A 15,483-nucleotide genomic window follows, 5' to 3' on the forward strand; every position below is an offset into this window, starting at 1 on the left:
CCCATATTAATTTATTCCAGCGCCTGAATTAAGGCGTCATTATCTGCACTCTTAGCTACTTTTATTGTTTGCCAGCCCAATGTCTGGGCGATATTAGCAAGGCGCTCGCTGACCACAATCAGGTTGCAACCCAATAACCACGCTTTTCCATCGCTATCAGTTACTAAGTTATATAACAGTTGCAGCATTTCGCCACTTGTTACAACGATGGTTTTTATATCACATTGTTGCCAGTGACGGCTGAAATCGGCTGCATCATATTTGACTGGTTGGCGTGAATAACATTCACAATAATCTACTTCACCTTTCCGAATCCTTAATGTCGAGGCAATGACTTCGCGGCCCCCGTTACCTCGGAGCAATAAAATCTTTTTATTGCTCATTTTCTGTAACGTGGGGAGTTGCAGTAGATCTTCACTGGTTTCACCTTGCTTAGAGTAGAGGATTTCCAGCCCTGTGTATTGGTGAAACATCAGGGAAGTTGATTTACCGATACCATAATAAGATAGCTGATCAGGCCATAATTGGCCTTCTTGAATAAGTTGCTTATTCGCATAATGGACGGCATTTTTTGATAATAGAAAAACCAGATCTCCCGCGGTTAGCCGTTGCAGTTTTTGTGACAGTAATGGCAAATCTGCCCCCGGATGAATTTCGATGAGGGGGGCGCTGAAGGCTGATTTACCAATAGCTCGCAGCCGCTTGACCAATTCCTCTCCTGCGGGGGCAGGGCGGGTGATCAAAATGCTCATTCCGGCGAATTCCTCTGGTATACGCTAGCCAGAATCTGGCGTGCGCCTTTCTCCAATAATTCTTCCGCCAATTCAATACCAGCTTGGCAAGCCTCTTTTGGTGATACCATTCTTTCACCACGCACGATCACCGTGCCATCAGGAGCGCCAACCAGTGCGCGTAGCCAAATGTTGTCTTCCTGCCAGATGGCATAACTGCCAATCGGTACCTGACAGCCTCCTTCAAGACGGGTATTCATGGCTCGTTCAGCGAGAACGCAGACTTCTGTTCTTGCATGGTTCAAGGGAGACAGCAGCTCACGGGTTTGATAATCGTCAAGCCGACACTCAATACCTACCGCCCCTTGACCGACGGCTGGCAGCAATAATTCCGGTTCTAATGGCATACGGATGCGTTCTTCCAACCCGAGCCGTTTCAGGCCAGCAGTTGCAAGAATAATGGCATCATAATCGCCATTATCGAGCTTGCTCAGACGGGTACCGACATTACCGCGCAAGTCACGAACCACAAGATCGGGATATAGCTGACGAATTTGGCATTGGCGGCGTAAACTGGATGTACCAACAACACTGCCTGCGGGTAGGTCATCGAGCGAGGCGTATTCTACTGAAACAAAAGCATCCCGTGGATCATCCCGTTCGCAGATTGTGACCAACCCCAAACCATCAGGAAATTCGACGGGAACATCTTTCATGGAGTGGACGGCGATATCAGCTCGCTTTTCCAGCAGAGCCAGCTCCAATTCCTTCACAAATAGCCCCTTGCCTCCCACTTTTGCCAATGGCGTATCGAGGATGATATCGCCGCGTGTAACCATTGGAACCAGCTCCACTTGCAGGTCTGGATGAAAGTGTTTCAGTTGTTTTTGAACATATTGCGCTTGCCACATAGCCAATGGGCTTTGGCGGGTAGCGATGCGAATGATTTTCATTGTCATGGATAAGTATATTGAATAGTCGTATTAACTAATGGTTTTTAACTCTTTCCCTTTCAATTTTTTGTTTTATTGCCTGCTAGGCAACTTGAAGTTGATTAGGAGTGATAGCTTTTAACTACTGGTTAGTCACCAATTAGCGAGAAATGGTGTCAGTTTTAACATTTCAATGATTTTTTTTCCAGTTACGAAAAAACCAAAAAACTCGAAATAGTATATGGATATACAGGTTATAAAATAAAAATAATTTTTAAATATTAAAATAATATTTTATTTAAATGGAGAAAATAAACAAATAGATTGATTTAAAAGCAAATTGATATTTATGGTTAGCTTACTGATAAAAAGTAGTGAAAATATTTAACAATAATAAAATATTATTAGATTGAAATAATTATGGAAGACTGGTGTATTTTCAATTCTTTACATCTACGATATGAAAAAAATAATCAACTATAATAGTTATTCTTAAAACATATTATTATGTCTATTTTTGTGATTAACTTAATCTTTTACAAAGAGTTAAACATGCTTTGGCTATTGCAGGGTAAGGAAAAAGATGTTAATGCGTACTTTACGCTTTGACTGCAAGGTGTTAAATTGATCACGTTTCCGACAATAAGTTTGTAAAAATTATTTTAAATAATCTTGTAATACCACGCATGATCGGAAACAGGGGACTACTTTAGGCACTGGAACTGATATCAGGCGAAACTCTTGTATCTCTATATTGAAACGCTGAAGCAGCGACTGGATGCAATTAACCAACTTAGATTAGAACGCGCCACTAGCTTAATGGGGGACGCTTTCAAGCAGGTTTATAGTTTAATTCCAGTATTATTACATTATCATCATTCAATGATGCCAGGCTATATCAAAAACGGTGTTCCTTATGGCGTTTGCTTTTTTATGCCTGATGAATCACAACAGTTTTGGATTAATGCACTGGACAGTCAGCTTATTGATGCCTTGCCAGATGTACCTTCACATACACCCAATGGTGAATTGCCGATTACAGGGATTTACTCCATGGGGAGTACCTCTTCTATCGGGCAAAGTTGTTCTTCTGACGTGGATATCTGGGTTTGTCATCAATCTTGGTTGGATAGCGATGAGAAAGCCTTGCTGGAACAAAAATGCGCCTTGATAGAAGAGTGGGCATCCTCGCTGGGAATTGAGGTTACTTTTTTTCTGATTGATGAAAACCGTTTTCGACATAATGCCTGCGGTAGTTTGAATGGTGAAGACTGCGGTTCTACCCAACATATCCTTCTGCTTGATGAATTTTATCGCACAGCGGTCTGTATGGCGGGTAAACGCTTGCTATGGACAATGGTTCCAGTGGAAGAGGAAGCGCATTACGATGAATATGTCCTTTCTCTCTATGCCCAAGGTGTATTGACGCCAAATGAATGGTTGGATTTGGGTGGCTTGGGCGAATTGTCCGCAGAAGAATATTTTGGGGCGAGTCTCTGGCAGCTTTACAAGAGCGTGGACTCTCCTTATAAGGCAGTATTGAAAAGCCTGCTGTTGGAAGCTTATTCATGGGAATATCCCAATGGAAAACTTCTGGCGATGGAAATGAAGCAGTATTTTCATGATGGCTCGATTGTTTCCTTTGGCCTTGATGCCTATAGCATGATGCTGGAGCGTGTAACTCGTTATCTTACTGCCACGAACGATCTCACGCGCCTTGATTTGGCGCGTCGTTGTTTTTATCTGAAGGTGTGCGAAAAATTACTGGAAAGCCAAGATGACAAAGGCTGTACAGGATGGCGCCGTCAGGTTATATCCCAGTTGGTGCGTGAATGGGGCTGGGATGACAGTAAGCTGGCCATGCTGGATAATCGTAACTCATGGAAAATTGAGCAGGTGCGTGATGCCCATAATGAATTGCTTGATACCATGATGCAGAGTTATCGTAACCTAATCCGCTTTGCCCGCCGTAATAATTTAAGTGTGAGTGCCAGTCCGCAAGATATTGGTGTATTGACCCGTAAATTGTATGCGGCTTTTGAAGCATTGCCCGGTAAAGTGACTCTGGTGAATCCTCAGATATCACCTGATTTATCAGAAAAGGATCTGACCTTTATTTATGTTCCTCCGGGGCGGGTAAACCGCAGTGGTTGGTATCTTTACAACCATGCCCCAACGATCGAGTCAATCGCAGGTCACCAACCGTTGGAATACAATCGTTATCTGAATAAATTAGTTTCCTGGACTTATTTCAATGGGTTGCTGACCAAAGAAACTCGGCTTCATATGCATCACGGGAAATCTCAGTGTGACAGGCAGAAACTGTGTGATTTGGTGGATGACATTGCGACTCATTTCCCGATCCGTTTACCTGCTCCCACACCAAAAGCGTTATACAGCCCTTGTGAAATCCGCCATTTGGCGATCATTGTTAATTTAGAGCAAGATCCAACAACTACATTTTCCGATCAAGTTGTGCATTTTGATTTAAGAAACCTCAATGTTTTCAGCTTTGGTGAGTCGCAGCAATGTCTGGTAGGTAGCATTGATTTGCTTTATCGCAATTCATGGAATGAAGTAAGAACCTTGCATTTCAGTGGTGAACAATCAGTATTGGAAGCATTAAAGACCATATTGGGTAAAATGCATCAAGATGCAGCACCACCATCTGACGTTGAAGTATTTTGTTATAGTGAACATTTGCGTGGGTTGATTCGTACACGTATCCAGCAATTAGTTTCGGAATGTATAGAGTTACGCCTGTCCAGCAACCGACAAGATCCAAATCGTTTCAAAGCGTTACGAATTTCAGGACAAACATGGGGGCTATTCTTCGAACGGCTAAATGTTTCGGTACACAAATTGGAAAATGCAGTGGAATTCTATGGCGCGATTTCAAATACCAAATTGCATGGTTTGCCTGTTAAAATTGATAACAAAGAAAAACACTTACCGCCTGTAATAGACGGCTTTGCCTGTGAGGGAATGATTCAGTTTTTTTTTGAGAATATCGAAGAGGAACAAGGATTCAATATTTATATTCTTGATGAATCAAACCGGGTGGAAATTTATTCCCACTGTGAAGGTAGTAAAGAAGAATTAGTGCGGGATATCAGCCGTTTTTATTCATCATCGCATGATCGTTTTACTTATGGCTCCAGTTTTATCAACTTCAACCTACCGCAATTCTATCAAATCGTTAAGAAAGGTGAACGCACTCATGTCGCTCCATTTATAGATAGCGTGTTCCCATTAGATGATCTAGAAACGAATGACGTCAGGCTCGATGTTGATGGGCAATTTAATGAAACATGCGGGGCGCATGCGTCTTATCGCTCGCTATATCATTATTGATAAAAGTGATTCTATCCATCAAGTTAACCTGAGCGCTTATTTTATTATCATGCGGATTTACATAATAAGGGCAATATTGTTAATTTGGGCAATAATTTCCTGATCTATTTCGTAGTCTTTATCTGCATAATTCACAATGCCATATTTTCCCCTCTTTAGCTATTATTTCCAGCACTTTCAGCGCCTATTTTATTAGGCGCTTGTTTCTACTGGGTAATTGTTTTTATAAGGTGTGTGAAAGATAATCACGAAAACTGGTATGGCTCACCGCTCTGTTCAGTAATGGCTTGTGCCAGCATGGAAAGAAAATCATTACCACTGCGGTCACAAATCCACTGGCTATCCCGATAATCAAAATGGTAACCACCACTTTTGGTTGCCAGCCATATCTGATGGAAAGGCTCTTGGCGGTTGATAATGATTTTGCTGCCGTTTTCAAAACTCAGCGTCATCACCCCACCGTTTGTTTCATAGTCAATATCCGAATCCCCATTGTAATTATCCAGTCGCTCTTCAAGATAAAGCATCAATTGATCGGCCAATTGATGAAATTCGCTGTCGTTCATGTTTATTTTCCTATTTGCTTTTCAGGGCCTAGCTGCGATTATAGAGAGTATTGGCGCATGAATCACAGGCATTAATATGATGAAAAAACAATTCCATTGGTCACTGGTTATCATAACATTACTTTCTCTGTCAGGTTGTGGCTTGAAAGGACCTCTCTATTTTCCCCCTGTGGAAACATCTGCGACACAGACACCTATGCACAAAGCGGATAAGGCGCAGCCAGAAAAATTGTCAAAAAATAGTTTATTAAAAGACAATATATCAATGGATGCATAATGATAGTGATTCGGTAATATGATTTCTCTTGGAGTCGTATATGCAATTCTCCAAAATGCATGGTCTTGGCAATGACTTTATGGTTGTTGATGCAGTGACCCAAAATGTTTATTTTTCTCCAGAGTTAATTTGCCGTCTGGCTAACCGGAATACTGGGGTAGGTTTTGATCAACTCTTGATTGTTGAAGCACCCTATGATCCTGACTTAGACTTTCACTACCGCATTTTTAATGCTGATGGCAGTGAGGTTTCCCAGTGTGGCAATGGAGCGCGTTGCTTTGCCCGTTTTGTCCGTCTCAAGGGGCTGACTAATAAACGTGATATTAAGGTCAGTACGCAGGCAGGTCGAATGATATTGAGCATCACAAATGATGATCAAGTCTGTGTGAACATGGGAGAGCCGGATTTTGAGCCGCAGCGAGTTCCCTTTCGTGCCAATAAGGCTGAGAAAACCTACATTATCCGTGCCATCGAACGTACGGTGCTTTGTGGTGTTGTGTCAATGGGAAACCCTCACTGTGTCATACAGGTTGAAGATGTAGACACTGCCGAAGTGGAAGTATTGGGACCAGTGTTGGAAAGCCATGAGCGTTTTCCTGAACGGGCCAATATTGGTTTCATGCAAGTAATGAATCGGGGACATATTCGATTGCGTGTCTTTGAGCGTGGTGCAGGTGAAACACTGGCCTGTGGCAGTGGCGCATGTGCCGCAGTAGCCGTTGGTGTTCAGCAGAATTTGCTGGATAATCAGGTTCGGGTTGATCTTCCGGGGGGGACATTGCAAATTCGCTGGGATGGATCGGGCAAACCACTTTTAATGACTGGGCCTGCAAGCCACGTTTATGATGGTACGATTCATTTGTGATGGATTCTGTGTTTACTGAGTCACTCTTGAAAATATAGGGCATTGGAAAATGGATGAAAAAAACGATCCATTGCACATCGAAAACAGATTGAATGACCAAGCGGTAGTGGATTATTTGTTGAATAATCCAGATTTTTTTATCCGTAATGCCAATATGGTCGATAAGATCAGGGTTCCCCATCCGGTGAGGGAGTGTGTCTCCTTGATGGAATGGCATATGAACCGCCAGAGGAATCGCATCTGTTATTTAGAAGACGATCTAAACTATTTGGTTGGGCAGGCGAAACAGAATGAAGTGCTGTTCAGCAGCTTATTGCAATTGCTGTCAGATCTCTCTGGTGTCAAGAGTTTGCAGGACTTTCTTTCCTGCCTGAGTTCATGGTCAAAAACACTTGGATTGAGTAACAGTTATATTCGGTTGTTCAGTGATAAATGGCATCTTGGCGCACCACTGAATTCGCCGGAGCTGGCTATTTCCCGTTATGCCTTTGAATCCGTCCGCATTAAGCGCTTTGGTGAAAAAAATCATTATCTTGGTCGATTGCACGGCCCAGAGATTTTATTGTTAATGCCACAAGCACGCCATGTTGGCTCAGTGGCGATATCCCTTTTAGGATCGCAAGGGGATTTGGGCATGGTGATTTTCAATAGCCATGATAAACAGCATTATCATGAAGACATGGGTACTGACATTCTCGACCAGTTAGCCAAGCTGTTGCCGGGTTTATTGTCCCGTTGGATTGAACGCGCATGACTCAGCCGATTGATTTACTGCTAGCGCCTGTGGAAGACTTTTTACACTATTTGCGGGTTGAGCGGCGTTTAAGTCCCGTCACGATCACGAACTATCGACGTCATTTGGCAGTGTTGGCGAAAATGTCACTGGAGATGGAAATATGTGAGTGGCAGGCGTTAGATCCCGCGAAAGTCAGAATGTTTGCCTCCCAGAGTCGTCGTGCTGGGTTGCAGTCCGCCAGCCTTGCCTTGCGCCTTTCTTCTTTGCGTAGCTTTCTTGACTGGATGGTGATGCAAAATAAATTGGATGCCAATCCTGCTAAAACAGTCAGTGCTCCCCGTAAGAAACGCCACTTACCTAAAAATATGGATGTGGACGAAGTTAGCCAGTTGCTCAATATTAATTTGAATGATCCTCTGTCCGTGCGCGATAGAACCATGCTGGAAGTTATGTACGGAGCGGGTTTACGTTTGTCTGAGCTGGTGGGCCTTGATTGTCGCCACTTGGATTTGGAGGGTGGTGAAGTCTGGGTACATGGTAAGGGGAGCAAAGAGCGCAAGGTACCATTCGGTCGCATGGCTCAGGAATGGCTCCGGCGTTGGTTGGAAATGCGGGAATTGTTTGAGCCGGAAAATGATGCGGTTTTCATTTCCACCAAGAGCGGGAAACGTATCTCTACCCGTAACGTACAGAAACGATTTGAACAGTGGGGGATTCGGCAAGGCGTTAGCAGCCACATTAATCCCCATAAATTGCGTCACTCTTTTGCCACACATATTCTTGAATCCAGCGGTGATCTACGTGCAGTACAGGAATTGCTTGGCCATGCGAATCTGTCGACGACCCAGATCTATACCCATTTGGATTTTCAACACTTGACCAAAGTCTATGATGTGGCTCACCCCAGAGCCAAACGAGGGAAATCATAATGCGTTTTTATCGGCCTCTCGCGCCGTTTACTGCGATGACATTCGATCTGGATGATACGCTTTACGATAATTATCCTGTAATCGATAGAACCGAAAAAGAAGTATTGTGCTTTATCAGGCAGTACGATGCCAGGTTCGATCACTTTGGACATGAAGATCTGCATTTATACCGTCAGACCGTCCTTGAACGGGAGCCGGATATTTACCATGATGTCACATTATGGCGCCGACAGTCCGCAGAACTCATGTTTACCCACCACGGTTTCAATCATGAAGAGACAGTACGTGGCACGGATGAACTTATGTCTTGCTTTACGTACTGGCGTAACCAAATCGCGGTTCCAGAATCTACCCATAAGGCTTTAACCGTATTGGCCGAAAAAATGCCGTTGGTGGCGATTACTAATGGAAACGCTGAACCTGCCGCATGTGGGCTTGCTCCTTATTTTGAGTTTATTTTGAAAGCGGGGATTAATGGGCGTTCCAAGCCTTGGCCTGATATGTACCACTTGGCGGCTGAGCGGCTGAATCTGCCCATAAATCAGATCCTGCATGTGGGGGATAACCTGAATACGGATGTAGAAGGGGCACTTTGCAGCGGTATGCAGGCTTGTTGGCTTAACATCGAAAATAAAGACTTGATGCAGGAGCCTGAAGGACGTCTGGTACCACATGTTGAGATTTCTGATTTGGCTTCTTTGATAGCACTGATATAATTTCAGCTTGTAATCTGTGTAAAAAAGACGATTTGCTTGTTTTTTATCCAACAAGATGATGATGAATAAAAATAAGTCATTGCTAACAACTGATGGTAATTATGGACGTTTCTTATCTGCTCGAAAGCCTCAATGATAAACAACGCGAAGCAGTCGTAGCATCCCGCAGTAACATGCTGGTGCTGGCTGGTGCTGGTAGTGGTAAAACGCGCGTGCTGGTTCACCGGATCGCTTGGTTACTGTCAGTTGAAAATGCCTCTCCGTTTTCTATCATGGCGGTCACGTTTACCAATAAAGCTGCTGCTGAGATGCGGCATCGAATTGAAAGCCTGATTGGAACCAGTCAGGGCGGAATGTGGATCGGTACGTTCCACAGTCTTGCCCACCGCTTGTTGCGTGCCCATCACCTTGATGCCAATTTACCGCAGGATTTTCAGATCCTTGATAGCGAAGATCAGCACCGTCTCATCAAACGCATCGTCAAAGCGATGAATCTGGATGACAAACAGTGGCCGGCTCGTCAGGGGATGTGGTACATCAATGGCAAAAAAGATGAAGGTTTACGTCCACAGCACATTGAAAGTTATGGCAATCCGGTTGAAGCGACGTGGCTGAAAATCTATCAGGCCTATCAGGAGGCGTGTGATCGAGCCGGGTTGGTGGATTTTGCCGAATTGTTGCTACGTGCCCATGAACTTTGGCTGAACAAGCCACAGATCCTGCAACATTATCGTGAACGCTTCACTAATATTCTGGTGGATGAATTTCAGGACACTAACAGTATTCAATACGCTTGGATTCACCTTCTGGCTGGCGAGAATGGCAGGGTCATGATTGTTGGGGATGATGATCAGTCCATTTATGGCTGGCGTGGTGCGCAGGTAGAAAATATCCAGCGCTTTCTCAAGGATTTTCCGGGAGCGGAGACAATCCGTCTGGAACAGAATTATCGTTCGACCAGCAATATCCTCAAGGCTGCAAATGCCCTGATTGCCCATAACAGTGATCGTTTGGGCAAAAATTTGTGGACAGAAGGGAGTGAAGGAGAGCCGATTTCACTTTACTGCGCCTTCAATGAACTGGATGAATCCCGTTATGTTGTCGGTCGTATCAAGCATTGGCTGGATAATGGCGGCGCACTGAAAGAGTGTGCGATCCTGTATCGAAGCAATGCCCAGTCTCGAGTCTTGGAAGAAGCCTTGTTACAGGTTTCCATGCCTTACCGCATTTATGGTGGCCAGCGTTTCTTCGAACGTCAGGAAATCAAAGATGCCTTGTCCTACCTTCGCTTGGTGACAAACCGTCACGATGATACTGCCTTTGAACGCGTGGTGAATACACCTACACGCGGTATTGGTGACAGAACACTTGATGTTGTGCGCCAAATGGCGCGTGATCAGCAAAAAACCTTGTGGGAAAGTAGCCTGTTATTGATACAGGAAAAAGTATTGGCTGGTCGTGCGGCATCTGCATTGCAGCGCTTCATTGAATTAATTGAAGCGCTGGAAATGGAAACGCAGGAAATGCCATTGCATGTGCAGACCGATCGCATTATCCGTGATTCTGGCTTATGGGCGATGTATCAACAGGAAAAAGGCGAAAAGGCACAGGCGCGTATCGAAAACCTTGAAGAATTAGTCACAGCAACCCGCCAATTCAGCTATCAGGATGAAGACGAAAACCTGTTGCCATTGCAAGCTTTTCTTTCCCATGCTGCGCTTGAATCAGGGGAAGGGCAGGCGGATCCTTATCAGGATGCCGTGCAATTAATGACACTGCATTCAGCGAAAGGTCTGGAATTCCCGCAAGTCTTTATTGTGGGCATGGAAGAGGGCATGTTTCCGAGTCAGATGTCCATTGATGAAAGCGGTCGGTTGGAAGAAGAGCGGCGCTTGGCCTATGTTGGAGTTACCAGAGCGATGGAAAAACTGACGCTGACTTATGCCGAAAGCCGTCGTTTATATGGCAAGGAAGTGAATCACCGTCCATCTCGTTTTATTGGGGAACTACCGACGGAATGTGTGGCAGAAGTTCGCTTGCGAGCAACGGTATCCCGTTCTATCAATCACAAACGGCTGGGCACGCCTATCAGCACCAACGATAGTGGTTACGCACTTGGGCAGCGTGTACGCCATCCCAAATTTGGTGAAGGGACGATTATCAATATAGAAGGCAGTGGGGAGCATTGCCGTTTGCAAATTGCGTTTCAAGATGAAGGCGTTAAGTGGCTGGTGGCCGCTTATGCCAGACTTGAAACGGGCCAATAATCCGGTCGAATGTTGACAGGCTTTTTCTTCTGGGCGTAACATTCGCGCCTTACGATAAACGTAGGGAGTATAAGGAGACTTATGGTACATGCTGAACGCATTTAAATTAGAGAATAATCGCCTGCTCCGTCTTGAACTTGAAGAAGGTGATAAGTTATCTGACTCCATGTGGGTAGATTTAGTTGGTCTGGGGGATAATGATTGCCTCCGTGTCCAGAATGAGCTGGGACAAGTCTTGGCGACCCGCACTGAATTGGATGACATTGAGGCATCGGCACGTTTTTTTGAAGATGAAGATGGTATGCATGTCCACTCATTCTTCTACTTTGAAGATGCCGAAGACCATGCTGGCAACTCGACAGTCGCATTTACCATCCGTGACGGTCGTCTCTACACATTGCGAGAGCGTGAACTCCCTGCATTTCGATTATATCGAATGCGCTCCCGTAACCAGACGATGGCTGACGGGAATGCCTATGAACTGCTGCTGGACTTGTTTGAAACTAAAATTGAGCAATTGGCTGATGTCATTGAAAACATCTACAGCGTGCTGGAATCCCTGAGTCGGGTCATAATGAAAGGCAAACAGGGAGATGAGTTTGATTCTGCTTTGTCTAACCTTGCGGAGCAGGAAGATATTGGCTGGAAAGTCCGCTTGTGTTTGATGGATAGCCAACGTGCTTTGAACTTCCTTGTGCGCCGTGCCCGCTTGCCTGCCAATCAATTGGAACAGGCCCGTGAAATCCTGAGGGATATTGAATCCTTGCTGCCGCACAATGAATCTCTGTTCCAGAAAGTGAACTTCTTGATGCAGGCGGCGATGGGCTTCATCAATATTGAACAAAGCCGCATTATCAAAATATTCTCCGTTGTTTCTGTGGTATTCCTGCCACCGACGTTGGTAGCGTCCAGCTATGGCATGAACTTCAAATTTATGCCGGAATTGGACTGGACATTCGGCTATCCTGCGGCCATTGGATTGATGATAGCAGCGGGTTTGGCTCCTTATCTCTACTTCAAGCGGAAAAACTGGCTGTAGTCATTTCATCAGTTATCAATAAAACCACGCACGATTTAACGGAAAAACTGACCCGATTTACTAATAATGTTTTGGGTCAGTTCAAATATATGATAGCGACTTATTTCTTTTCAGGGTGTTTAACTGTTTTACGCAAGTGGCGCTGAGTATAAAGCGCATCCAGCGTAAACAGAATCAATGCAGCCCAGATAAAGCCAAACGTGATCAAACGATCAGGGCCTATTTCTTCGCCATAAACCAGTGTTGCCAGCAAGAACATCAACGTTGGGCCAAGGTACTGAAAAAAGCCCAGTGTGGACAATCGCAAATGCGCGGCTGCGGCGGTAAAGAGCAACAATGGCACAGTTGTAATAATACCGGCAGCAATCAGCATAAGGTTCAAAGAGTACGCATTATCCAGCATATTGCTTGTCGGGCTATGGGTGAAGAACAGCAGGTAAATCAGAGCGACGGGAAACACCCAGACTGTCTCAATCAACATACCTGTTTGTGCATCCACTCCCAGTTTTTTGCGGATCAACCCATAGACGGCAAATGTCATCGATAAATACAAACCAACCACCGGTACAGAGCCAAAGTGCCATAGTTGGATCAGTACGCCAGTAAAGGCCAGTCCTACGGCAATCCATTGCATACGACGGAAGCGCTCACCAAGAAAAACCATACCAAACAGCACATTAACCAGAGGGTTAATAAAATACCCCAGACTTGCTTCAAGCAGATGGTTATTATTAATCGCCCAAATATAAGTTAGCCAGTTACTGGTAATCGTGAAGGCAGTGATGCCTAACAGCAGTAGGATTTTAGGTTGACGGACGACAATCCAAACCTGACGCCAGTGACGAGTCACTATCAGCATCAGTACCATAAAGAAAGCCGACCATATAACGCGGTGTGACACGATTTCATCGGGTGGCACATATTGTATAGCCTTGAAGTAGATGGGAGCCAATCCCCAAATAAGATAAGCCCCCAAGGCATACAGGATACCTTGGGTTGTATTTTGGTTAGTCATAATATCCTTGGATGTTTAGAGAATGTTCAGAAAAAATCAGAGGAGCTTGTTAATAAAATGATAGCTCATAAACCTATACAATGTGTCATTGGGATGAATGATTTACAAGTAGTTAATAGCATCAGTCATAAATTAAATTTCTTTTTAGTTCGCTCGAAGGGTTATTTGGAACAAAAAACGTATCCTATCCGGTGAGATCGGCCCTAGAAGTTGAATTTCATGATTATACTTGGCTTTCTCGGAAAGATAATTGGAAAATCGGGAAATCGTTTTCAAGCTCTTTGAAGTAAAGTTCAGCGCCATCTTGATCTGACGCACCAAAAACAGTCCTATGACCAAAAATATTATTAATTAATTTTGAGGATCTCTTGTTCTGCTTTGGTTCTTGGGTTCATAACCTGTTCTCAGGTTGATTAATTAATATTAGAAATAATATATTACGAGATTTTCCGGGTTATTGGTTTTTGATAATAGTTCAGGGCGGGATTTCACTTTAAACGTCTATAACCTGAATACCTTACCAAAATGAATATTTCCTGAAATAACAAAGCGTCCATTCAGACGCTTTCACATATTTGATGAGTTACTCATTATTATTTGTGATTATTCTCCTTTCGGAGAATAAGTCCACCCGAATAAACCTTTAAAAGTTGCTCCACCGTATTCACTACTTGAAGTGCTTGGCGGGTCTGAAGATTTAGCACCAACGCCTAACACAATCAAATAAGCCCATGTACCAAAATAATTCCGATACATAAAGGTCCGGCATATCTCCATATAAACAGTAAACACTGGCGGTTCCGCGATGGCATATTATCCGGTATTAGTGCATAGACCTTACGTGACCAGCCAAATACGAGGCAAATGATAATCCCGAACAATGGCATTAGGACATTGGAAGTAATAAAGTCCAGCATGTCGAAGATGGATTTTCCACCTAATGTGACGTGGCTTAGAGGACCAAAAGATAAGGAAACAGGGATCCCCATTAACATAATCGATGCCGTGACTATTAAGCTTGTTTTACGACGCGACCATTGAAAGCGTGTCTGAACATAAGCAACAATGTGTTCAAGTAATGAAATTGATGAGGTCAGTGCGGCCATTAATAACAATAAAAAGAAAGTGACTGCTAAGATTGAGCCACCAGGAAGACTGGCGAAATAAATTGGCATCGTCATAAACGTTAATCCGGGTCCCGCATTTGGTTTTAAGCCAGCAGCTGCCAAGGCAGGAAAAATCATCAGGCCAGCCAATATACAGACCAAACAGGAGAGGATTACAACCCAGATACTCGATTTACCAATACCTTTGTTATTCGGCAAATAAGAGCTGTACGTAATGTGAATCCCCAAACCGATAGACAGTGAAAAAAACGCCAACCCTAATGCATCTAAAACACCTTTTCCAGTCAACCTATTGAAGTCTGGGTATAAAAATAATTTTAGCCCTTCTGATGAGCCAGGTAAACGGATGCCGACAATAATTAACACTATCATGATTAAGAATAACAGTGGCATCATGACCTTAACTGATTTTTCTAAACCTTTTTGCACACCAGATAATACCACGAAACAGGTTAGCCCTGAAAATGTCAGATGTGCGATTATTGGCCACCATGGATTGCTGATGAAATTGGTGAAAATAGATGTCAGTTGAGAGATATCTGTAATATTCAACTTTCCTGTACTCGCCATCACCGCGTAACCAATGGTCCAACCACCGACAACACTGTAGAAGCTATAGATACACCATGAACTGAATATACCTATAAAGCCAACCCACCCCCAGTGTTTACCAAGTAATTTTTTAAATGCATTAACGGCCACTTCACCCGTACTGCTTCCCAGTATGTTTTCAGCTAACAGAATCGCTAATCCAATCACGAAGCTAAACAATAAAAATACAACCAGAAATGCACCGCCACCATTTGTTGCTGAAACATATGAGAATTTCCAGATGGCACCAATGCCAACGGCAGATCCAGTTGCTGCTAATATGTGCCCCAGACGGGATGTCCATTGTTGACTCATGCTAACCCCCGAATAGATACAGT

At 44.0% G+C, this 15,483-nt stretch carries 13 protein-coding genes; 8 read left to right on the plus strand and 5 right to left on the minus strand.

Annotation, left to right across the window (positions count from 1 at the left end; genetic code table 11):
* Positions 1–11: 11 nt before the first annotated feature.
* Together hemD and hemC are read right to left on the minus strand one after the other, a co-directional pair.
* Positions 12–752, minus strand: a complete 741-nt coding sequence (hemD, locus tag BM135_RS00200; RefSeq protein WP_092516723.1) for a uroporphyrinogen-III synthase — start codon at positions 750–752, stop codon at positions 12–14.
* Positions 749–1,690, minus strand: a complete 942-nt coding sequence (hemC, locus tag BM135_RS00205) for a hydroxymethylbilane synthase (RefSeq protein ID WP_092516725.1) — start codon at positions 1,688–1,690, stop codon at positions 749–751. The genes hemD and hemC overlap by 4 nt, the downstream gene beginning before the upstream one ends.
* 714 nt (positions 1,691–2,404) lie before the next feature.
* On the opposite strand from hemC, the gene BM135_RS00210 reads away from it, so the two are divergent.
* Positions 2,405–5,017, plus strand: a complete 2,613-nt coding sequence (locus BM135_RS00210; RefSeq protein WP_092516727.1) for a class I adenylate cyclase — start codon at positions 2,405–2,407, stop codon at positions 5,015–5,017.
* Positions 5,018–5,262: 245 nt separating this feature from the next.
* On the opposite strand, the gene cyaY is transcribed toward BM135_RS00210, so the two are convergent.
* The gene (gene cyaY / locus BM135_RS00215) at positions 5,263–5,583 is read right to left on the minus strand and encodes an iron donor protein CyaY (RefSeq protein ID WP_092516729.1); all 321 of its coding nucleotides are present in this window, start codon (positions 5,581–5,583) and stop codon (positions 5,263–5,265) included.
* A gap of 79 nt (positions 5,584–5,662) precedes the next feature.
* Between cyaY and lptM the strand changes: the two genes are divergently transcribed.
* The 7 genes from lptM (at position 5,663) to corA (ending at position 12,412) form a co-directional block, all read left to right on the plus strand.
* On the plus strand, positions 5,663–5,860 hold the full coding sequence (gene lptM, locus BM135_RS00220) for an LPS translocon maturation chaperone LptM (RefSeq protein ID WP_092516994.1): 198 nt from the start codon (positions 5,663–5,665) through the stop codon (positions 5,858–5,860).
* A gap of 40 nt (positions 5,861–5,900) precedes the next feature.
* A complete protein-coding gene (gene dapF / locus BM135_RS00225) occupies positions 5,901–6,725 on the plus strand; it encodes a diaminopimelate epimerase (protein ID WP_092516731.1) in 825 nt (274 codons plus the stop codon).
* Positions 6,726–6,774: 49 nt separating this feature from the next.
* On the plus strand, positions 6,775–7,479 hold the full coding sequence (locus BM135_RS00230) for a DUF484 domain-containing protein (protein WP_092516733.1): 705 nt from the start codon (positions 6,775–6,777) through the stop codon (positions 7,477–7,479).
* Positions 7,476–8,390, plus strand: a complete 915-nt coding sequence (gene xerC / locus BM135_RS00235) for a tyrosine recombinase XerC (protein ID WP_092516735.1) — start codon at positions 7,476–7,478, stop codon at positions 8,388–8,390. The genes BM135_RS00230 and xerC overlap by 4 nt, the downstream gene beginning before the upstream one ends.
* Positions 8,390–9,106, plus strand: a complete 717-nt coding sequence (yigB, locus tag BM135_RS00240; protein ID WP_092516737.1) for a 5-amino-6-(5-phospho-D-ribitylamino)uracil phosphatase YigB — start codon at positions 8,390–8,392, stop codon at positions 9,104–9,106. Before xerC ends, yigB begins: the two co-directional genes overlap by 1 nt.
* Positions 9,107–9,207: 101 nt before the next feature.
* Positions 9,208–11,373: a DNA helicase II gene (uvrD, locus tag BM135_RS00245; protein ID WP_092516739.1), complete on the plus strand. Its 2,166-nt coding sequence runs from the start codon at positions 9,208–9,210 to the stop codon at positions 11,371–11,373.
* 88 nt (positions 11,374–11,461) lie between these two features.
* Positions 11,462–12,412 (plus strand): magnesium/cobalt transporter CorA, encoded by a 951-nt coding sequence (gene corA, locus BM135_RS00250; RefSeq protein ID WP_092516741.1) that lies wholly within the window; start codon positions 11,462–11,464, stop codon positions 12,410–12,412.
* Positions 12,413–12,512: 100 nt separating this feature from the next.
* Here corA and rarD read toward each other — a convergent pair whose 3' ends face one another.
* Together rarD and BM135_RS00260 are read right to left on the minus strand one after the other, a co-directional pair.
* Entirely contained in the window at positions 12,513–13,427 is a 915-nt protein-coding gene (rarD, locus tag BM135_RS00255) for an EamA family transporter RarD (protein WP_092516743.1), read from the minus strand.
* Between the two features lie 719 nt (positions 13,428–14,146).
* Complete coding sequence (locus BM135_RS00260) at positions 14,147–15,460, minus strand: sodium-dependent transporter (RefSeq protein WP_092516745.1); 1,314 nt, start codon at positions 15,458–15,460, stop codon at positions 14,147–14,149.
* Positions 15,461–15,483 lie beyond the last annotated feature (23 nt).

This window comes from Xenorhabdus japonica (genome assembly GCF_900115195.1).
In the GTDB taxonomy this organism is placed as follows: domain Bacteria; phylum Pseudomonadota; class Gammaproteobacteria; order Enterobacterales; family Enterobacteriaceae; genus Xenorhabdus; species Xenorhabdus japonica.